This window comes from Pseudomonas sp. KUIN-1 (assembly GCF_009176725.1).
GTDB lineage: Bacteria > Pseudomonadota > Gammaproteobacteria > Pseudomonadales > Pseudomonadaceae > Aquipseudomonas > Aquipseudomonas fragariae.
The window spans coordinates 3,518,978-3,539,507 of the sequence record NZ_AP020337.1; the positions used below are offsets into that span (position 1 = coordinate 3,518,978).

Genomic DNA, 20,530 nt, shown 5'->3' on the forward strand with positions numbered 1-20,530 from the left:
TATCGGTTTTCGACTTCTTGGCGACTTAAGGAAGGTCTGAAGTAGCCGGATGTTTTCCGGCTACCGAGTCCTCAGCACTTTTCAAAAAACGATGCATGTCGAAATTTGCTCAATTTTCTTCGTTTTTCAGCTCTTTCGGCCGCTGCAAAGCCCTTTGCAGTAACCATTTCCTGCATTACACGCGCACCTCTCCTGCGCTCGCCAACAAATGTCGGCGGGCCATCCACAGGTTTGACAGGGCGAACAACGTCACCATCTGCGCGGTGTTCTTGGCCAAGCCCCGAAAGCGCACTTTTTCATAGCCAAACTGGCGTTTGATTACCCGAAACGGATGCTCGACCTTGGCGCGAACCTGGGCCTTGGCCTTCTCGATTTTGCGGATCGCCTTGTACAAAACATTGCGTTTCCCGTGTTTTTTGTAAGTGCTACGGCGGGCGGCAATCTGCCAAATGACCTTGCGCCCAGTATGTTCTTCGCGCTTCTCTACCCCGGTGTAACCTGCGTCGGCGCAGACTACGTTTTCCTCGCCGTGCAGCAGTTTGGCAACCTGCGTGACGTCTGCCACATTGGCCGCTGTTACTACCACGCTGTGCACCAGGCCTGACTCGTCGTCGGCGCCGATGTGAGCCTTGGCGCCGAAATAGTACTGGTTACCTTTCTTGGTTTGATGCATCTCAGGGTCGCGTTTGCCATCTTTGTTCTTGGTCGAACTGGGCGCGTGAATCAGCGTGGCATCGACGATGGTGCCTTGACGCAACGACAAGCCACGGTCGCCCAGATAACCATTAATTACGCCGAGAATTCCAGTCGCCAACTCGTGCTTTTCCAGCAGACGACGGAAGTTGAGAATGGTGGTTTCGTCTGGAATGCGCTCCAGGCTCAGGCCTGAAAACTGACGCAGGATGGTCGTCTCATACAGTGCTTCTTCCATCGCCGGATCGCTGTAGCCGAACCAGTTCTGCATCAGATGAACACGCAGCATCGCCATCAGTGGGTAGGCGGGACGGCCACCTTCTCCTTTTGGATAATAGGGCTCAATCAGGGCAATCAAACCTTTCCAGGGCACCACCTGATCCATCTCGATCAGGAACAATTCCTTACGGGTCCGCTTGCGCTTGCCGGCGTATTCGGCGTCGGCGAAGGTCATCTGTTTCATCATCGAAAAGCTCGGCGACTGGTGTCCGGAGATTTTGCCAAATTAGGAAGTCTTTTTCAGAGTTTCCTTAGCTTTTTAGATCACTATACAGCCGCTTAAAACCTCATAAAAATTTTATGTATTTAAAAATCATAACATGAGCTATAACTCTCCAAAGGAATAACTGGCAGCCATTATTTGGAAATATAAGGAAACTTGATATTTACTTGAAAACCATGCATCCAAGCGATTTTAGAATAAATGACTGCAAACGTTGAAATCAGCCCATCTGTGTAACCGTTCTCGCTACCAGCTCGTGAGGAGAGAAACTTAGGAGAAACTATTACCTCAATTGCCTTTGACATTTTATCTGTCTTCCCTGATGCAAGGGCAGAGTAAAATTCCAAATCAGGCACATACTTTCTTAATGAAACGGACGGAGAGCTCAAAAAAATCCCACATCTTTCTTTTAATTTATCCCACTCGCCTCTGATCGCTAAAATCACTTGACAGGCAACAAATTCTATATGCTTCGGACTTTCAGCCCTACCAAGATTAAAAGCGCTATCATTCTCCTCAGAAAACCACTTTACCAAGCTGTAGTCATCGGACAACAGACCGGTTCCAGTTTGCGCATACCACTTAGTGCTCGGAGATGTCGTGATATCAGCGATCGCGTCAACAATCTTATCTCCTGACGAATCTTTAGGAAAAACTGTCCCCCTTCCTGCCCTGGCCCCATATGTCCACCAGTGCCTGGCTTATCACCGTACAGAATATGTTGCTTTGCTTCAGGGGAAGTAATGTCAACGTAGTCCTTTCCAAGTCCTTTTGAACCAAGCTGACTGACCCTTTATTTTTTATAACTTCGCCACATTTCATTTAAAACAATTAACACCCTAGAATAAATCAGCAACTGAACTTCAAAAACCACAACACTCTCCGAAAGATGAATCTCCAAAGGAATTGAAATATTGACATTCTGGTTCGCCGAAGCCTGCGAAAACACCGCCGCAGATAGATGACTAGTAATCTTTAATATATCAGAGTAAAGAGCACCAACATTTTTTTCCTTAAACTTTATAGCTACGCCTTTTTCAAAAATCTTTAAGGTACAGCCATCTAAATAAATTTCATATACCCCCTGACCCATTTCGAGGCCACTACTGAGAGGTATATAGCCTCCATAACCAGACACATTGAGGCTTTTCAGATGCTTGCTCACTGAATTTGGATGGCTCACTACTTTAGCCCCTTCAAAAAATTTCTAAGTCCTTCTTTGGTAGCCGGAAAACTAAAAGAGAATTTCTCGCCCACTTTCCCGGCCCCTAATGCTGCGCCTTCCTCTGACGCGTAATAAACTTTAAGGGTGAATGTCTTGGCTCCTTGAGACTGAGTATATTCTAGGAGTTTTTTAAGCGGCCCCACTAATTCTGAAGCCCCGTCCGGACCATAGCCCATAAAACCTTTCCATGTACCTACAGCAAAGTCGTCAAATATAACCTCACCGGCCTTCATCGTCACTTTCGGGGAGTATATGGTTCCGACTCCGTTAGCAGCATTAAATGAAACCTTCCCAAGATCGGTCGCCACAGGCAAGGTCGCTTTTGCACCAACTCCAACTGCCAAATAGCAGTTTAGATTTCAACCTCCTGAATTACTCCCACCGTTGGTTTCAGCTTAATAAAATCCAACCACGCTAATAGTGCCATTTCAAATGAATCGATAGCAATTAGCTCGAAGTAACTTTCATCATGGAGTGAATAGATTTTTACATGTTCTTTAGTCAATTCAGCCCCCCAGGCATCGCGACTCCAGTCTACAAAATCAACCTTATCATCCTTAACTAATCTTGTTCTATCCAGCCCCTCATCCAACCACGGCACAGTGTCTAAAAATAATTGCCCGCCATCATCAGTTAAGAGGCACGCTAGCGGGCTAACGCCATCTCTGTTGACCATGTTTGAACTACAACCCGGCGAAAGAGCTCCTGCTGACTCTTCCCATGAAAAATGCAATTTCATTTTATGCACCTAAAGCTTTGGATAGACGGTAGTTTTCGGACTCATATATCCCTCGACTTGGACACCGCTAGGGGTTGTTCCGGTCCACTTATTTCCGACAACTGTTCTATTTTGGAAGGCTCCATCCACTTCAACTTTTATTCGATCTGCGGTCCAAGAATCGGGAAACAGTGTAGAGATGCCTCCATTATTCGTCTTGGGCAAGAATTGCCCTGGATTGGCTGGATCTGCCACCTGAATCCTAGCGCTATAAACACCTTGCGCATTTGGTATCGAAGCTGTCCCAGGGATCACTTGAACATCCCCCGTCACTGTTGAGTGCCCACCAACAACATTACCATTTGGTTTTACTTCAGCGCTCAGTATATGACCATCAAAATCAATCGGGGCATTAACTTTGCCTACAGATAGTGAGGCCTGTGCGTTGAGATCAACTGTGCCATTTGGAATTGCTTTTGCACCTGCCCCAAAAGCATCCAACAGAAGCTTACCAGCTCCCCGTAAAATAATCGCCTCTGCGACCGAAGCAGCAGCGTTGATGGCCATCGCCGCCAGCGCACTTTCATCTGGCGTTTTGCTCGCCGGGTTGAACGAGCTGAGTACCCGTTGTCCCTCGGTTGAAACATAAGGCTGAGTGATAGCGCCAGCAGACTCTGCAGCGTTGTTAAACGACAAGGTTGCAAGTCCACCGAGGGCCGCAGGAGCCAGGCAGCCTATGATAGAAGCACATCCTGGCAGGGTTATGACGGCTCCAACCGCCGAAGTCCCTCCAATGTAGGTGTTCACGCTGGTATCAATGACAGCACCGGCCCGCGTAACCGCTTCATCATGCCGACTGATAAAGTCGTCAGCACTGTCAATGTAGCCGTAGTCAAACTGACCTGTTGCCTTGAGATCAGCCAATTCACGGGTATAGCCAGCTCCCTTGGCTTCAAGAGCTTTCAGTCCTTCGTAGTTTTTATCCGAGGTAGGTACAGAGGTGCTGCAATGGACCAAGGCGCAGGCGGCGGCATCTAACCTTTCAGCACGATCCGGATTTTCATTACGCGCTTTTTCAAGCTCCATCGCAGCCGGTTCATGTAACCCCTTGTTGTATTGCGTAGCGTTCCTAGCTACCCAACTACCCTTCTCAATCGAGCTGGCATCAGCGTCTTTCTGAGTGGCCGCAGCCAGAGCGCCGACTATCTGAGAACTCATGGTCAGAAGGTTTTTATTACCGTTGACCAGACTATTCAGGTGTCCAACCAAAGCTTCGTTAGCTCCTGCAGCCAACGCTCCCGTTCTAAAATCTCCGCCTGTAGCCTTTGACAGCAGACCTCCCACCATCGCGTGAATGATGACCTTGGGAGGCGTACCTTCCGCAAAATTGCCATAGGTATAGTCACCCACTGCATTGAAACTCGCCGCCGCCAAGGTATTGAACAACGCAGTCTTGAGTGCATCACTGCCACTGCCGCCCTTGCCAAGAGCATTACTCAGTAACGTAGACGTCCCGTTCTGCAGAACCTGATTACCAGCAAACTGACCCACGCCTTCCCAAGTCGAGAGTTTGGCTCCAACGATCTTGCCGGTGTTCGGATCACTATGAGTACCCGTCAAACCATCAAAATACGCAGCCGTCAGACCCGCCGTCACGCCTGAGATGGCATACCCTTTTATGGCATCGGATGACGTTACATCTTTAAATACCGCCCCAAGGTTTCCGCGGTTATTAATAACACTGACCGTTGCGTTGGTAGCGGCTCCAGCCGCAATAGCGCCTGCGCCCGCAGAGAGAAACGTTGCCGTACCTGCACTCATCGTTCCGGCCGTGACTGCTGCCCCTGTCGATGCACCTACCGCGCTCATTGCCATAGGCCCCACAACAGCAGCCATGATAATCGCGATGACAATTTGCGAGGCTGGACCAAGACCGGAGTTGCTGTACTTGAAGGAGTCGTGAATTTCCTTCACCTGCCGCCAGTCCACGTCACCGCGTTTTTCAGCATCCTTGAGCCAGGCCAGTTGCGGATCGGCCTTGACCATTGCATCGATGCTCTGGGTGACCGTTTGTTGATCAACCTGCTTGATATCGATCTGCAGTCCATTGACGGCTTTAATGGTTACTTCACCGGCGGCAACCAGTTCGCTCTGGCGTAAGGTCTCGTCGGTATTACCTTTACCTTTGGAGGAAACCCAAAAGGCGTTGTTGTCACTTTTCTCATGACTCTCCTGATGCAGATCCTTCACGCCCTCAAACGTAACCGCACCACCACTTTGAATCGTCAGGTCCTTACCGCTCTCCAGCTTCGCGGCTTGGTACTTCTGATCACCGCCACTCGACAGCAACAGGTCGCCACCGGTAGTAATTTCGCTACCGACGTTTTTCACATCGGTCACTTCGTCACGCTGAGTTTTCTTCGCGCCGAAGCTGCCTTTTTTCTTCATGTCGTACAGCGAATAATCACTGTCCTGCGCAGCAAGAATGTCCAGATTCTCACCGGCTACTAGATACGCCTCTTTACCGGCCGTAATACGGCTGGAGATCACGGAGAGGTTCTGTCCGGCCTGCAAGGCAACGCTACCCCCGGCATCAAGATCGGAGGAAACCTGGCTGACGTGGTCTTACTGACGGGTCAGTTTCTTGCTTTTCGACAGGGAGTGTTCTTCGTCCGCCGCAGAGCTGATGGTGAGGTTTTCGGTCGCGGCCATCCTTCAACTATCCGTGGTCAATATCTTTACAAACTTTTCAAACGCCTGAGAAACAGATTCTTTTTCTTCTGGAGAAAGCAATACATTCATAACCTGACCACCAAGAGTACAGTCATATATATCAATACCCACCCATCCTTCAGACTAAAACTCTACAACTCCTAGTTTGTTAAAACCGTCTAACTCTATCCTTTTTAAAGTCACGAAAATCTTCATCAGCAAATGATGAGTACTCTAGAGAAAAACCCTTCAAAAGTGGTTTTACGCTTTCATTAAACCAAGCGCAACTCATAAGCCCCCTCACTTCCTATCTAGAATTTCAATATTCTTGATCGCCGGAAGACACTCGCCACCCTACTTATTAAGCAAGAACTATTGTGACTTACCTGCATCAGGGCCAATCATTTTAGACCAGCCATCTTTCCCGCCTTGAAACAGTCTATTAGCTGGAACAGCAAATTCAACATAGACAGAGCCTTTGGGTGCAGCCGCTTTAAAGTCGGCGATGCCATTAGTCGAGATAAAGGTTTGTCCTCCACAGCCTTGCACCACTTTATTTGTATTTTGCATCTGCGCCAGCTCATCAGGAGACATCCACCTTTACACGAGTCATGCTGACATCGCTGATCACGTTGGTTTCGCCAAGCTTTAACGGAGAGCTGACTTTTGCTTTTTCACCTAAAACGCTAATACTATTCGTAAATCTTAGATGCAAACAATATTTTTGCAAATGTCTGCCAACTAGGGATGAGGGCTTCCTCATCTCCAGAGTTAAGTGCATAGAAATTCATTGCTCGAACTCAAGCTTCCATTGCATCCAAAAACCTTTCCAGCGTAGGGTTTTCCCATTCACCTGAATTCAACTCCAAATCCTCCCTAAGCCCACAAATAAAATCTGCAAACTCATCTCTTGTTTTAACGCTCTCAATCACCTTATCTAAATCCATAAGTCACCTATTTACAAACCCCGCGAATACAAATTATAGAACCGTTGTTTGGTGTAGTCATCTTCCTTCCAATTTCCTTGGCTATTTCGGCCTCGATGGCGGGAACGATTTTGATGGGCACGCTGTCTGCAGATTCAGCTAGAATTCGGCGATTATCTAAACAATTGGAGGCCATTGACCAACTACCCAAGAGTCAACAGAAATTCGTTGCGCAGATGCTTGATGCCCTGATCGCTTAGGCCACGACTAAAGTGAGCAGCGACGGACGGGAGGTTTTGCAGTAAGCAGATAAAACAACACCGGCACGAGGCCGGTGTCAGATCAACTCGAACCCCTACACATTAGGTGCACCGACTAAAAGCCAAGCGCAGGGCCGCACCTATATCAGAAGGGCTACTACCGCTGGGGATAGTGACATAGTTACTCTCACTTATACCCTTACCACTCCAGGCTTCTAGCTTTTCGTGATGGCTGGGGCGAATAGTGATCTGATCACTCTTACTTTCGATACTGCATTTTTTCATATCTTTAAATAATGCACGCTTGGTCTTGTAGCCATAGCGCTCCAAAGTGTTGCCAACCCATTGATCATATCGTTGATTGGTCAGATTGTAGTCGTAGAGTTCCATATCAAAAGTAGCTTCAGGATGAATCCAAACATCCTTTCGCGGCTCGGGAAGCACAAATCGGCTATGAGCCAAGGCGTCAAGCACAGCAAGGCCTAGCTCTTTATCGGCAGCGTCAGGGCTGAAAAAATACTCCACACCTTGCGGATCTGCTTGGCTACTTCGATAGCCAGAAAAAGTTTTTACGGAAATGAAATCTTTATTCATTTTCGCATCTGCCCAAGCTGTTTTTACGACATCACTCATCTTAATCTACCTTGGTAATTTTCACCGTAACGCCTTTGTTCTGACCATACTCAATAGCTCTATTAATTTGATCCCACTGAGCACTCGTCGTAGCCTTTGGAACTGCCACTTGCAATTCACGACTAGTAATTTGACTAGAGGATACTGTTACGTCTTTCAAACCGTACTCAGTAAATCCTGCGGCGGTATCAATATTTCCTTTGAGTGATGAATATACCTGGCTCGGATTGGCCATTTTAGCCGCAGTGGTCGTATCAAGTGTTTTTGCACTAGTCGCAACACCGGTCGTTCTATCAAAAAAGTCAAATGTCTTAAAGTTTGGGGGTAGTCGAGAGCCAGCTGGCAGTTGCGTCCCAAGGTAATCCTCCCAAGGCATGCCCTGTCCTTGGATACCCTTACCCCACTCAATCCCAGTAGTAGCACGGTCTATCGCTCCGCCAGTTGCTTTTGCACCTTGTCCTAATGGCTCGCTCCTTTGCCCACCTACCGCAGCTTTTGCACTCAGCCCCCCCATCACTTCGAGGGAACCGACCACCATGTTGCCTACCGCATTCCACGTATCGCCATCGACCGCCTGCCCTACGCCATATTTAAATTGCGCGGCGCCGTTGATCGCAGCAATGCCCCGGATTCCAATTCCCAGCGGCCCTGACAACCCATATATAGCAGGACCGCCAATATTCGCCAACCCTTGCTGCTCATTGTTGACCAGCAGAGTGCCTTTTGCGTTAGCGTAGATCTGCTCCTCGGCAGTCTTGGTCCGGGACCAGCTCAACTGGGCGAATACGCCATCAAGCTCAGCTCGTACAGCGTCGCTGTAGGCGTTTTTGGCTTCGGTCGTGCCTGCGTAGGAGAAGCCCTGAGTCGCAGGCGTGGTGCTTTGCAGGAGATTGGTGAGCCTTGCCTGCGCCTGCTCTTGACCGACATCTTTTGTCAGCTCATAGGCGTATACCTGAAGATAGGCTTGCAACTCTGACAAATCAGCCTTGGTCAAAGACTCGGGATTGGCTTTGTAGGCGTCCAACAAATTGTTACTGCGCTGATCCGACTTCTCGAGTGATACCAGCTTTCTCGCAGCCTCAATCCCCTGATCTTTTTCGTAAGCTTCTCGTGCGCTGTTTCTTTCCTTGGTGTCATGGTCATTCAAGAAATTGTATTGCGTCGCGTTTTTGGCTATCCAACTACCTTTTTCAATCGAGTTGGCATCAGCGTCTTTCTGAGTGGCAGCGGCCAAGGCGCCTACTATCTGAGAACTCATGGTCAGTAAGTTTTCATTACCATTGACCAGACTATTCAGGTGCACAACCAAGGCTTCGTTAGCACCTGCAGCCAACGCACCAGTCCTGAAATCTCCTCCGGTGGCCTTTGACAGCAGCCCTCCCACCATCGCGTGAATGATGACCTTGGGAGGTGTTCCGTCCGCGAATGTACCGTGGGTATAGTCGCCCACTGCATTGAAACTTGCTGCCGCCAAGGTATTGAATAGCGCGGTTTTGAGCGCATCACTGCCACTCCCCGCCGTCCCCAGCGCTTTACCCAAAATGGCTGAGGTCCCATTTTGGAGAACCTGATTAGCGGCGAATTGTCCAACGCCAGTCAAGGTGAAGAGCTCTGGGCCAATGATTTTCCTGGAAGCGATATCAGTATGAGTACCCGTCAAACCATCAAAATACGCAGCCGTCAGACCCGCCGTCACGCCTGAGATGGCATACCCTTTTATGGCATCGGATGAAGTTACATCTTTAAATACCGCCCCAAGGTTTCCGCGGTTATTAATAACGCTGACCGTTGCGTTGGTAGCGGCTCCAGCCGCAATAGCGCCTGCGCCCGCAGAGAGAAACGTCGCCGTACCTGCACTCATCGTTCCGGCTGTGACTGCAGCCCCTGTCGATGCACCTACCGCGCTCATTGCCATAGGCCCCACAACAGCAGCCATGATAATCGCGATGATAATTTGCGAGGCAGGGCCGAGACCCGAGTTGCTGTATTTGAAGGAGTCGTGAATCTCCTTCACTTGCCGCCAATCCACGTCACCGCGTTTTTCAGCATCCTTGAGCCAGGCCAGTTGTGGATCGGCCTTGACCATTGCATCGATGCTCTGGGTGACCGTTTGCTGATCAACCTGCCTGATATCGATCTGCAGTCCATTGACGGCTTTAATGGTTACTTCACCGGCGGCAACCAGTTCGCTCTGGCGTAAGGTCTCGTCGGTAATACCTTTACCTTTGGAGGAAACCCAAAAGGCGTTGTTGTCACTTTTCTCATGACTCTCCTGATGCAGATCCTTCACGCCCTCAAACGTAACCGCACCACCACTTTGAATCGTCAGGTCCTTACCGCTCTCCAGCTTCGCGGCTTGGTACTTCTGATCACCGCCACTCGACAGCAACAGGTCGCCACCGGTAGTAATTTCGCTACCGACGTTTTTCACATCGGTCACTTCGTCACGCTGAGTTTTCTTCGCGCCGAAGCTGCCTTTTTTCTTCATGTCGTACAGCGAATAATCACTGTCCTGCGCAGCAAGAATGTCCAGATTCTCACCCGCAACCAGATACGCTTCTTTCCCAGCGGTAATACGGCTGGAGATCACGGCCAGATTCTGCCCAGCCTGCAAAGCCACACTGCCGCCCGCCTTCAGGTCCGCAGACACCTGACTGACATGATCTTCCTGCTCGGTCACCTTCTTGCTTTTGCCGTAGGAATGCTGTTCATCAGCCGCCGAGGACAGGGTCAGGTTTTCCGTCGCGGCCATCGCGATATCGCGCTTGGCGTCGATGCTGCTGGCGATCACGTTGATGTCGCGGCCAGCCTGGGCCGTCAGGTCGCGACCGGCGCTGACCGTGGAGCTCAGTTGCGTGATGCTAGAGTTGCTGGAGTTCGCACCGCGTGTCTGGCCTTTCTCGGCCTGGGCCGAGTCGATAGCGACATCGCGGCCCGCAAAGATGCTCAAGTCACGACCGGCCTGCAACACGCTGCCGGTGTTTTTCACGTCACGACCCGCTTGCAGGGACATGTCGTTAGCCGCTTCGATACGTGCCGCGCTGTCAGCGAAGTCCTTACGCCAAGTCGCATCATCCGCAGCACTCTGATGGCTGGTCACCGTGCGCTCGTTAATGACATCGCCGCGCAGGGCGGTCAATGTCACATCACGTCCGGCGATAATGCCCCCGGACTTGTTGATCAGGTCATTACCTGCCAGCAGGTCCAGACGGTTGCCAGCTTCTATCAGGCCGCTGTTGACCAGATCATTTCCAGCAGCAGCCGACAGGTTATTGGCCGCTCGCAAAGTGCCGACGTTGTCGAGGTTTTGCCCCGCGATCAGCGAGACGTCGTTACCCGCAATCAATGCCCCGGTCGGACCAAGGCGATTGTCGGCCTGAGCCATATACAGCACCGGCACCAGCACTTTTTCGCCATTCACTTCATGCTCTTCGAGCCAGACGATGTCATGGGTCAGCGCTGCGACTTGTTGTGAGTTCAGCGATACGCCGACCGCCAGGTTCAGCTGCTGCTTGCTGGCGATTGCGTTGTTCATCAGGTACTTGAATTGAGCCTCGTTGGAGGTTTGCCCATCGATGAAGGCCTGACCGGTGCGAGCCACGACTGCTTGCTGGACGAGGCGTTGTTCATACAGACCATCGCCCAGACGCTTGGCGCTGACTTCCGGGTCGTAGCCCAGACCTGCGAGCAGGTAATCCGAACTCATGAATTGCTTGAGTTCGGTAAGGACCGGGTTGGTTTCGATCAGGTATTTTTGCGGTTTGGAGACGAAATTGCTGCTTGGCAGGCCTTCCACTCGGGCAACGGTTTGTGCTGCTGCGGCAGCGACCGGCGTGATTGCAATGACTTGATCCACTGAGTGCTGGAGCCGATAACAGGGCTATTCTGCGTAACCATCGAGTTGCAGTTACAGAAATAGGATTACAAACAGCTGGCGTTACCGAGACACTCTGAGTAACCAAAGAATTGCTGACTGAAGAAATGACTAGCCCGCCCTGAGTAGCGACAGGATCGCGAACAGCGGCAATGACCGGAACGTCTTGAGCATTTACGACGGCTTGGGTAACGGCGGCAGTCACGCCTTACTGGGTAACTATTGGAGCCTGATTGACTGCACTGAGCAGGTTACCCTAAGTCCCATTTACCACCTGACCGATCTTGTTGACCTGAGGGCCCGTACCACTCGGGCGTTCTGGGCGGCTGAGCTACCTGAAGTCGAAGAACCAGCAGTGATATTAGGAATACCCTATGCCGGGACTGCATTCTAGACGGGTAGCAGAGCACCGCCGATAAGGAGGCTCATAGCAGAGGTGCAATCAGGTCGAAAAGTCAGCTCTGATCAGCGGGCAGTTTTAAAAATTCTGAACAAGGCTCTTTCATACACGCATTAGCCTCTGCCACTAGCTATAAGCCCCAGAAAAAACTTTCAAAAAGTTTCGACTGAGATCAGCCATAAATCATTTAGCCTCATCATCCATGAGTGACTTATACTTTTTAAAAACCCCAACCTCTATTTCTCCACCATCAATTAACCGCTCATAGAAACGGCGATCCACCGCCCATTCCTCAAACACTAGGGACGCCACCTGCGAACCATTATAGTTAGTACAGAAGCCAAGTTGCCAGTGAGTAGACAGCTTATTATTGCTTACAAAAAACAAGTCAGCCGCGTACGGCTTTGGATACTCATCATCAACGTCAACACACAAATAGTACCAAGGGCTATTCTCCCAAAACTCAATACCATAAACAACATACTCACTACCTAAGCTAATATCGATCTTACCATCTGGTCTGAATATTTTATCTTTCAAAACGCCCAAAACAACTTCATCAGATATATCTTTCAAATCATTTATCTTACATATCACTTTCAAACCATTCACCTTCAGTCAATGCTATGCTTTTTAAATTTAAAATCCATCAAAGTCCCAGTTTTTGGATCTCTAACATAATGAACAACTGAGTCCTTACCATCGGCAGACTTAACTTTGTATTCAATTTTGTCCATACCCTTGAACGCTTCGTCGCCTAAGTTACGTATAATCACATCCCCAGCGCCAGCTTTAGCTGCTTCTAGCGCCATTTCATCTTGGAGGCTTTTAGGTTCTCGGCTCCACTTATCTACTATTTCCTGATTCATCACCCCGGCGCAGGAAGCTCAACCACAGGCCTCGAATAATCAACAGGCGTCTGATCAGCAATCTGACTGCCACCCGTCGAACCCACACCAGCAGGCGTCGCTCCAGCAGCATACCCGCCACTGGACGGATTCGCACCCTGGGCCTGAACGATAGGATTCACCAGCCTGGTGTTTTCGCCGTCCAGCAGATGTACCGGGAATGTCGTACTGAACAGAAATTTCCATATCTCTATGGAGGTGCTGACCTGCTGTTCGGCTGACTGGCCTGATTGAGCTACAGAGAGTGCGACGGCATTGGCTGCCGCTCTCAATCTATCCTGACCTTCCGGCGTCGCTGCTGTGGTAGACAACGCAGCACTCAGGGCCACAATTGCGCCAGCACCCAGCGCCACTACTGGAACAAAACTCGATGCACCATCATTTGGTTTATTCAGCGTGGTCAACAAAACCATCGCCTGCATCGCTTGATCCGGGTGCTCCTCACCCAGTTCGGCAATACGTGCGACGAGCGCTTCCGCATTGGAGCCCAGATTTTTGTCAGCAACCCGGTTTAGAACTGTCCTGATGCCCGCCGACCTTTTGTCTTCATCCAGGCTGTTGAGTTGTTGCATCAGTTCGATACGAGCGACTTGGCGTTGTGCTAGTTCTGTCGCGTTACCTGTAACAGCCCCTAACGGCAGTAACGCGGTGACCACAAGCATGTCGACCAGTTTGTCTATTGTGTTTCGACTGTTTTCTCCATAAAGCGCGGCGTTTTTTTGCCATTGATCAAGTGTCTCTTTCGGGCTGGCAACCGCATCCAACGAACTCTTCGTCACATACAAATCAGTCCGGTGCTCGTCATCACGCGTGATCTCGTAAGCCTTGTCGACATCACGATTCAAGCCCGCTGTTGAGTCCTTGCCCGCCGTGTCACTGCGCACCACCACATCGCCCGCACCGACCGTGCCCCGGACGATCTGCTCACGATCCTTGTTGTAGTTCCAGCCCTCGACACTCCAACCGCTTTTGTTAACATCGCTCTTGCCTACCTGACTTGAGTCCTATGTGGCACTGCTGTCAGTGCCGTAGGAACCGCCAACATTCAGGTAGTAACCGTGCTCTTTGTTCTTGCCCGCGATGTCGCTGTAGCACAGCGTGTTGGTGTCCGGCTTGAGACTCGGCTCGCGCAAAAAAACTTGAGCTACTGGCTTTTTCGCCAAAATCATATCAGCCTACATAAAAAACAGCTTACAAACCGGCTTACAGCTGAAACGGGCTATCAATACTTATAGTCGTCTGGTATTTTTGGCCATTCAATATCGTTCATTGATAACAGCTTTTCAAAGTCCTCATGGATGTCGAAGAAAAAATCTGAAAGCTTCAGAAATCTTATCCTAGCCATCGTTATTGCGGCGACGCTCAAAACATCATCGCCGCCTTTGATCCCTGCATTCAACTTTTCAATGTCGCCGAGCATATCAAGCATTAGCGTCGAAAACTCACTACTCCAATCAATCTTATAATCAGCGCTCCACTCCCCCTCATGAAAAGCCAAGTTTTTCTTAGCACATAGCATGAGTATTATTTTTTTTGCATCATCTACATTATTCACTTTATAGTCCTACCAGCGGCTTCTTTTGTTTTTTCAAGGTTAAGGCTCCCATCTAAATTGAGCACATAAGTCGCTTTATCTCTTTTATTAAAAACCTCTAGATGATCTTTATGAAGCCCGTCTAGATAGATCTGGTCCCCCTTTTTTATAAAATCGCCATAACGCTCTACCGCTTGGTATATAGCTTGCCCGTCATACACTTTTGACGTCTTTTTCGTGACATCGCTGATAGCTTTACCGAAGTCAGTATTTGCAAAGAAATCCTTCATATTGTTGACGCTGCCTTGATTCATCACCCCCGGCGCAGGAAGCTCAGCCAAAGGCCTCGAATAATCAACAGGCGTCTGATCAGCAATCTGACTACCACCCGTCGAACCTATCCCGGCAGGCGTTGCTCCAGCAGCATACCCGTCACTGGACGGATTCGCACCCTGAGCCTGAACGATAGGGTTCACCAGCCTGGAGTTTTCGCCGTCCAGCAGATGCACAGGGAACGTCGTACTGAACAGGAATTTCCATATTTCTATGGAGGTGCTGACCTGCTGCTCGGCTGATTGACCCGATTGGGCAACAGAACGTGCGACGGCATTGGCCGCCTCTCTCAGTCTATCCTGACCTTCCGCCGTCGCAGCTGTCGTGGACAGTGCTGCGCTTAGCGCAATGACTGCGCCAGCGCCCATCGCCACTACCGGAACAAAACTCGACGCATCAGTCGGCTTATTCAGCGTGGTCAATAAAACCATCGCTTGTAGCGCCTGGTCTGGATGATCTGCCCCCAGCTCAGTGATGCGTGTAACAAGCGCTTCCGCATCTGAGCCCAAGTCTTTTTTGGCGACTCCACTTAAAACCGCCCTGACGCCTGCCGATCTTTTGCTTTCATCCTGGCTGTTGAGCTGCTGCAACAACTCGGTACGCGCGACTTGAAATCGCGCGAGCTCTGTCCCCGCGCCGATAGCAGCCCCTAACGGCAACAGCGCCGTTACCACAAGCATGTCGGCCAGTTTATCCAGTGTGTTACGGCTGTTTTCACCGTAAAGCGCAGCGCTCTTTTGCCACTGATCGAGTGTTTCTTTCGGACTGGCAACTGCCTCCAAAGAACTCTTCGTCACATACACATCAGTCCGGTGCTCGTCATCACGCGTGATCTCGTATGCCTTGTCGACATCACGATTCAACCCAGCGGCAGAGTCCTTGCCCGCCGTGTCACTGCGCACCACCACATCGCCCGCACCGACCGTGCCCCGGACGATCTGCTCACGATCCTTGTTGTAGTTCCAGCCCTCGACGCTCCAGCCGTTTTTCTGGTTGTCGCCCTTGCCTACCTGACTTGAGTCCTGCGTAGTGCTGCTGCCAGTGCCGTACGAACCCCCGACGTTCAGGTAGTAACCGTGCTCCTTGTCCTTGCCCGCGATGTCGCTGTAGCCCAGCGTGTTGGTGTCCAGCTTGAGGTTGCCGCTATCGGAAGCGATCAATGCGCCGTCGAGCTGGGTGTGGTTCTCGGTGCGGATGTCGACCTTGTCTTTGGCCGTGATGCGGGTCTGTTCCTCGATCCAGTTCTTGGAGCCGTTGGTCTGACCGTACCCGACCGAGCCGCTGACGCTGCCGCCAAAGCCCACTACAACGGTCGCGCTGAGATCGAATTCCTTACCTTGTGCCTTGCCGGTATCTGGCAGGGAAGTGACATTGAGGTCGCGGCCTACGCGTCCGACCACGTCGTTGCCGCGCAGTGTTGCACCGGCAATGTTGGTGTCCTGGCCGCTGGTGAAACCGAGGTGATTACCGGCGTAAAGGTACGCTTCCTGCTGCTGTTTGCCCTCGCGCTCCAGGTCGCCTTTGCCGATGTTGACGCTGGCGTAAACGCCGATGCCTCCCGGACCGATGGCGATACCGGCTTCCCCTCCGCCATTTTTACGGGTGTTCTCGGTGGAGCTGTCGTTCTGGGCTGCCTTGCAAACCTTAACAGGCTCTCGCCAACTACACCTGATGCGTAATCATCAAACTTAAGACAATTGATAAAAAGTAACTATCGGCCCATAATCTTGGTCTGTAATTGAAATATCTACAGAAAATCTTCTTTCTGGAAACTTATCTTTCAGGACAAGCCTCCAAGACAGTGCAAGCACGCTTGCCAATTGTTCAAATATACGGTCATCAATATCACCTGAACATGAATCGAACACATCGTATAAATGAGTGTGATTTAACATTTTCTCTGTTGCTTGAAGATCACCATTAAAGTGCGTCAACCAAGAAACAAAAATATCAGCATCATATTTCCCCTCTAAGAAAACCCCCTCTTGAACAACAACAAAATCAGGAAATAGAAGTTTGCATGACAATAATAAATCCTCAGGATTGCATACATTGCTTATGTATGAGAATTCGTCAACCTTATCTTTATCAACCCACCCATCCTTCCAAGCCTCATATCGCGCCAACCCAACGAAAGGAGAAAGTGTATTAACTTTTATCATGATATCTCATCCAAATTGGCGGGACGTGGTGCGAATTTAGTCGAAGGCAATTGAACTCTAACATTTCCATCGGGCAATGTATTTCTTCCGTACTCTATTACATGTGGAGTAGGCACATTTGCATGGGCTGCGCCAGTTAAATCTACTCGTTTAACGATCAGCCCCTCTGAATCATATACGGCGTAGCTTGTGATATTACCTTGATTATCTGCCTGCAGATACATAGGAAAACTTTGGCATATACGCTGCATCCCTAGGATGCGATTACAATGAACAACGGAGCCATCAGGCTTCTGAAAAAATATAGTTTTTATGCTCTGAGCACTAGGCTTACCCCACGTTCTAGTAGCTGCTGCTGGCGATCACGTTGATGTCGCGACCGGCCTGGGCCGTCAGCTCGCGTCCGGCGCTGACTGTGGAGCCCAGTTGCATGATGCTGGAGTTACTGGAGTTCACGCCGCGTGTCTGGCCGTTCTCGGTCTGGGCCGAGTCGATAGCGACGTCACGGCCCGCAGAGATGCTCAAATCACGACCGGCCTGCAACACGCTGCCGGTGTTTTTCACGTCACGACCCGCTTGCAGGGACATGTCGTTGGCCGCTTCGATACGCGCCGCGCTGTCAGCGAAGTCCTTACGCCAGGTCGCGTCGCCTGACGCGCTCTGATGGCTGGTCACCGTGCGTTCGTTGATGACATCGCCGCGCAGGGCGGTCAATGTCACATCACGTCCGGCGATAATGCCCCCGGATTTGTTGATCAGGTTATTACCTGCCAGCAAGTCCAGACGATTGCCAGCTTCTATCAGGCCGCTGTTGACTAGGTCATTTCCAGCGGCAGCCGACAGGTTATTGGCCGCACGCAAGGTGCCGACGTTATCGAGGTTTTGCCCCGCGATCAGCGAGACGTCGTTACCCGCAATCAATGCCCCGGTCGGACCAAGGCGATTGTCGGCTTGTGCCAGGTAAAGCACCGGCACCAGCACTTTCTCGCCATTCACTTCGTGCTCTTCGAGCCAGACAATGTCGTGGGTCAGCGCTGCGACTTGCTGTGAACTCAGCGATACGCCCACAGCCAGGTTCAACTGTTGCTTGCTGGCGATGGCGTTGTTCATCAGGTACTTGAATTGAGCCTCGTTGGAGGTTTGCCCATCGATGAAGGCCTGACCGGTGCGAGCCACGACTGCTTGCTGGACGAGGCGTTGCTCATACAAGCCATCGCCCAGGCGCTTGGCACTGACTTCGGGGTCGTAGCCCAGGCCTGCGAGCAGGTAATCCGAACTCATGAACTGCTTGAATTCGGTGAGGACGCTCCACTCGTTTGTGTCGTTATCGACTTTGCTCACTGACATTAATGTCAGTGAAAAACCTATAGCTTTGCTGGGAACAGTGAGGCCTTCTATTACTTCGAACAGTAACCGAGAAATCAAACCATCTATCCCGAACTACCCACCAACCCTCACATGGAAAAATCTTATAATATCCGTATCAGGATCATAATAAAAACTAACAAAACCCACATCAGCAATAAACTGATACCCTGGAGATGTAGGTGCTATTCCAGGTATTCGTATAGACGGTATATTCCTTAAAGGCTCACCCAACTCACGAAGAGCATCCGCACCTGAGTTAATATTAAAGTACTTACCTTTTAACTCAGGATCAGCCGGAAAATAGCCATCAAACCGCACGCAGTAAACACGATAAGCTTCTATAAAACCATCATCAGACGATTGAAAGTATATTCCACTTTCAGGGATTTTCAAAAATTGATCATCTTCGACTTTTGAATACTCCACAATCGGGAAAATACTCTTAAGCTCAAGAAAAACCTCTTCGATTTTCCGATTCAATTGCATATCAGGGCTCATACTTTATTCCCATATCATCAAATAACTTTTTATTAACATCATGAACACTACTACGATTCTCGTCGATTTTCGCTTGAGACCACCCTTCTCTTTTCCAAACAGGCATCCATGTATCTAAATCCGCTTCAGCTACTTTATAAAGATCAGAGCCATCGGTAGCAATTTTTTCTTTGCTATTCCTACTACTAAATGTGCGAGACTCAGCAATGTGACTGCAGGTCTTAACAAATACACAATTAGTGTTATTTCGAAGCGCTTTTAACTCTGAATCGCTTAGCTCTACAGCCTGCCTACGCGATGCATCTTTAACCGCAGCAAAGGGCGGAATGTGGTCTGGAGTCAAACCGTCTCCAACACTTCTTGGGGCGGTTTCCCCATAAGTACCTACCTCACCCTCCTCAACCTTCGACGGCTTTTCATTGCGCCCGGAACTACTTTCACTTTGCTTTACCGACACAGAGGTACGATCAGCTGACCTGCTGTTCGGCTGACAGGCCTGATTGAGCTACAGAGAGTGCGACCGCATTGGCCGCCTCTCTCAGTCTGTCCTGACCTTCCGGCGTCGCATCTGTGGTAAACAACGCAGCACTCAGGGCCACAATTGCGCCAGCACCCAGCGCCACTACTGGAACAAAGTTCAACGTGTCGTGGGCTTATTCAGCTTGGTCAGTAAGACCATTGCCCGCAGCGCCTGGTCTGGATGATCTGCCCCCAGCTCAGTGATGCGTGTAACGAGCGCTTCCGCATCCAAGCCCAGGTCTTTTTTGGCGACTCCACTTAAAACCGCTCTGACAGCTGCCGATCTTTTGCTTTCATCCTGGCTGTTGAGCTGCTGCAAAAACTCGGTACGCGCGACTTGAAGTCGCGCGGACTCTGTCCCCGCGCCGAGAGCAGCCCCTAACGGCAACAGCACCGTTACCACAAGCATGTCGGCCAGTTTATCCAGTGTGTTACGGCTGTTTTCACCGTAAAGCGCCGCGCTGTTTTGCCACTGATCGAGTGTTTCTTTCGGACTGGCAACCGCCTTCAACGAACTCTTCGTCACATACACATCAGTCCGGTGTTCATCATCACGCGTGATCTCGTAAGCCTTGTCGACGTCACGATTCAAACATTGAGGTCGCGGCCTACGCGTCCGACCACGTCGTTGCCGCGCAATGTAACACCGGCAATACACTTAAATTAAGCAAGGACGCTTCGATCCCGCGCACAGAACCCAGATACTCATTAGTCAGACGCCCAATCAGATCAAGCTTAATCAGCTCACGCTTCACAGCAAGATTAAGCTTTAGCAATATCGATATACACACACTCGACTCTAGCTTTTTTTTGGAACTCATCAAAATCCGGAACGTAAAACCTTATTGCATTATTTTCAGCATTAAGCCCTGTTCCATCGTCATCAAAAATCAACGACTGACCTATGCTAGAAAAAAAAGCTCTAACTCCTCAACATTGCTGCCGAGCAATTGTTTTCCGAAATAATAAAACTCAGCCTCAGGATGGTAAAGCTGAACACCTTTTACCTCGTCATTAGCGTCATACCACACTTTAACAACTGCCCCACCAAACACATCTGTAGAGTTTTCTGAAAACCGGGTCTTAGGAAAAGCCTTATAATCTCCTCCTAGCTTTTTTCTTATAGCGTTTCTAAAACGAGCATTTTTGAAAACACTTAAGCCATCAGACTCACTATATTTAAACCTCATGCCACTCATCTTGATAAAAAACCATTTAGAACTCAAAAAATACTCTTCCTTTTTACTCAGTAGATAGCGGCACAT

At 50.0% G+C, this 20,530-nt stretch carries 18 protein-coding genes and 5 pseudogenes; all 23 read right to left on the minus strand.

Features of this window, described 5'->3' with window-relative positions:
- Positions 1-175: 175 nt before the first annotated feature.
- The 23 genes and pseudogenes from KUIN1_RS15610 to KUIN1_RS15715 all read right to left on the minus strand — a co-directional run bounded on the left by KUIN1_RS15610 (position 176) and on the right by KUIN1_RS15715 (position 20,491).
- Positions 176-1,156: an IS5-like element ISPsy2 family transposase gene (locus KUIN1_RS15610; protein WP_032657254.1), complete on the minus strand. Its 981-nt coding sequence runs from the start codon at positions 1,154-1,156 to the stop codon at positions 176-178.
- 173 nt (positions 1,157-1,329) lie between these two features.
- Entirely contained in the window at positions 1,330-1,749 is a 420-nt protein-coding gene (locus KUIN1_RS27500) for an Imm49 family immunity protein (RefSeq protein ID WP_162886825.1), read from the minus strand.
- Positions 1,750-1,988: 239 nt separating this feature from the next.
- The gene (locus KUIN1_RS15620) at positions 1,989-2,378 is read right to left on the minus strand and encodes a hypothetical protein (protein WP_146050712.1); all 390 of its coding nucleotides are present in this window, start codon (positions 2,376-2,378) and stop codon (positions 1,989-1,991) included.
- Entirely contained in the window at positions 2,378-2,728 is a 351-nt protein-coding gene (locus KUIN1_RS15625) for a hypothetical protein (RefSeq protein ID WP_152092113.1), read from the minus strand. Before KUIN1_RS15625 ends, KUIN1_RS15620 begins: the two co-directional genes overlap by 1 nt.
- Positions 2,729-2,772: 44 nt before the next feature.
- On the minus strand, positions 2,773-3,159 hold the full coding sequence (locus KUIN1_RS15630) for a DUF5376 family protein (protein ID WP_160328483.1): 387 nt from the start codon (positions 3,157-3,159) through the stop codon (positions 2,773-2,775).
- A gap of 9 nt (positions 3,160-3,168) precedes the next feature.
- Positions 3,169-3,705, minus strand: coding sequence for an EndoU domain-containing protein (locus KUIN1_RS28755; protein ID WP_146050714.1), 537 nt, complete (start codon positions 3,703-3,705; stop codon positions 3,169-3,171).
- A gap of 459 nt (positions 3,706-4,164) precedes the next feature.
- A pseudogene (locus KUIN1_RS15640) lies at positions 4,165-5,850 on the minus strand (DUF637 domain-containing protein); the annotation flags it as partial.
- 372 nt (positions 5,851-6,222) lie between these two features.
- Positions 6,223-6,444: a TreTu family toxin gene (locus KUIN1_RS15645; RefSeq protein ID WP_129449354.1), complete on the minus strand. Its 222-nt coding sequence runs from the start codon at positions 6,442-6,444 to the stop codon at positions 6,223-6,225.
- A gap of 98 nt (positions 6,445-6,542) precedes the next feature.
- Positions 6,543-6,797 (minus strand): annotated as a pseudogene (locus KUIN1_RS28760) (DUF7660 family protein).
- 341 nt (positions 6,798-7,138) lie between these two features.
- Positions 7,139-7,669, minus strand: a complete 531-nt coding sequence (locus KUIN1_RS15650; protein WP_058398227.1) for a contact-dependent growth inhibition system immunity protein — start codon at positions 7,667-7,669, stop codon at positions 7,139-7,141.
- 1 nt (position 7,670) lies between these two features.
- Entirely contained in the window at positions 7,671-11,525 is a 3,855-nt protein-coding gene (locus KUIN1_RS28065; protein ID WP_442963263.1) for a DUF637 domain-containing protein, read from the minus strand.
- Positions 11,526-12,126: 601 nt separating this feature from the next.
- On the minus strand, positions 12,127-12,540 hold the full coding sequence (locus KUIN1_RS15660; protein WP_227443074.1) for a hypothetical protein: 414 nt from the start codon (positions 12,538-12,540) through the stop codon (positions 12,127-12,129).
- 17 nt (positions 12,541-12,557) lie between these two features.
- Entirely contained in the window at positions 12,558-12,812 is a 255-nt protein-coding gene (locus tag KUIN1_RS15665) for a hypothetical protein (RefSeq protein WP_032631321.1), read from the minus strand.
- A 728-nt stretch (positions 12,813-13,540) separates the two neighbouring features.
- A pseudogene (locus tag KUIN1_RS28765) lies at positions 13,541-13,972 on the minus strand (toxin C-terminal domain-containing protein); the annotation flags it as partial.
- Between the two features lie 101 nt (positions 13,973-14,073).
- Entirely contained in the window at positions 14,074-14,406 is a 333-nt protein-coding gene (locus tag KUIN1_RS15675; RefSeq protein WP_024647847.1) for a hypothetical protein, read from the minus strand.
- Positions 14,403-16,355: pseudogene (locus KUIN1_RS28075) on the minus strand (hemagglutinin repeat-containing protein); the annotation flags it as partial. The pseudogene KUIN1_RS28075 and the gene KUIN1_RS15675, both read right to left, overlap by 4 nt.
- A 51-nt stretch (positions 16,356-16,406) precedes the next feature.
- Complete coding sequence (locus KUIN1_RS15685) at positions 16,407-16,880, minus strand: hypothetical protein (RefSeq protein ID WP_032634471.1); 474 nt, start codon at positions 16,878-16,880, stop codon at positions 16,407-16,409.
- Positions 16,877-17,131, minus strand: coding sequence for a polymorphic toxin type 24 domain-containing protein (locus KUIN1_RS28770; protein WP_080231866.1), 255 nt, complete (start codon positions 17,129-17,131; stop codon positions 16,877-16,879). The genes KUIN1_RS15685 and KUIN1_RS28770 overlap by 4 nt, the downstream gene beginning before the upstream one ends.
- A gap of 100 nt (positions 17,132-17,231) precedes the next feature.
- Positions 17,232-18,221 (minus strand): annotated as a pseudogene (locus KUIN1_RS15695) (hemagglutinin repeat-containing protein); the annotation flags it as partial.
- A 99-nt stretch (positions 18,222-18,320) separates the two neighbouring features.
- Positions 18,321-18,746, minus strand: coding sequence for a hypothetical protein (locus KUIN1_RS15700; protein ID WP_060408911.1), 426 nt, complete (start codon positions 18,744-18,746; stop codon positions 18,321-18,323).
- Positions 18,736-19,203 carry a hypothetical protein gene (locus KUIN1_RS15705; protein ID WP_152092114.1) on the minus strand — a complete coding sequence of 156 codons (468 nt, stop codon included), beginning with the start codon at positions 19,201-19,203 and terminating at the stop codon, positions 18,736-18,738. The genes KUIN1_RS15700 and KUIN1_RS15705 overlap by 11 nt, the downstream gene beginning before the upstream one ends.
- Positions 19,204-19,383: 180 nt before the next feature.
- Positions 19,384-19,857: a hypothetical protein gene (locus tag KUIN1_RS15710; RefSeq protein ID WP_232059974.1), complete on the minus strand. Its 474-nt coding sequence runs from the start codon at positions 19,855-19,857 to the stop codon at positions 19,384-19,386.
- A 310-nt stretch (positions 19,858-20,167) separates the two neighbouring features.
- On the minus strand, positions 20,168-20,491 hold the full coding sequence (locus KUIN1_RS15715; protein ID WP_232059975.1) for a hypothetical protein: 324 nt from the start codon (positions 20,489-20,491) through the stop codon (positions 20,168-20,170).
- Between the last annotated feature and the right edge of the window lie 39 nt (positions 20,492-20,530).

Excerpts from the sequence above, each read along its gene's own strand:
- KUIN1_RS15610 (WP_032657254.1), bottom strand. The coding sequence starts at position 1,156 with ATGAAACAGATGACCTTCGCCGACGCCGAATACGCCGGCAAGCGCAAG.
- KUIN1_RS15685 (WP_032634471.1), bottom strand. The coding sequence starts at position 16,880 with ATGATAAAAGTTAATACACTTTCTCCTTTCGTTGGGTTGGCGCGATAT.
- KUIN1_RS28770 (WP_080231866.1), bottom strand. The coding sequence starts at position 17,131 with ATGCAGCGTATATGCCAAAGTTTTCCTATGTATCTGCAGGCAGATAAT.
- KUIN1_RS15650 (WP_058398227.1), bottom strand. The coding sequence starts at position 7,669 with ATGAGTGATGTCGTAAAAACAGCTTGGGCAGATGCGAAAATGAATAAA.
- KUIN1_RS15700 (WP_060408911.1), bottom strand. The coding sequence starts at position 18,746 with ATGAGCCCTGATATGCAATTGAATCGGAAAATCGAAGAGGTTTTTCTT.
- KUIN1_RS28755 (WP_146050714.1), bottom strand. The coding sequence starts at position 3,705 with ATGGCCATCAACGCTGCTGCTTCGGTCGCAGAGGCGATTATTTTACGG.
- KUIN1_RS15630 (WP_160328483.1), bottom strand. The coding sequence starts at position 3,159 with ATGAAATTGCATTTTTCATGGGAAGAGTCAGCAGGAGCTCTTTCGCCG.
- KUIN1_RS15645 (WP_129449354.1), bottom strand. The coding sequence starts at position 6,444 with ATGTCTCCTGATGAGCTGGCGCAGATGCAAAATACAAATAAAGTGGTG.
- KUIN1_RS15665 (WP_032631321.1), bottom strand. The coding sequence starts at position 12,812 with ATGAATCAGGAAATAGTAGATAAGTGGAGCCGAGAACCTAAAAGCCTC.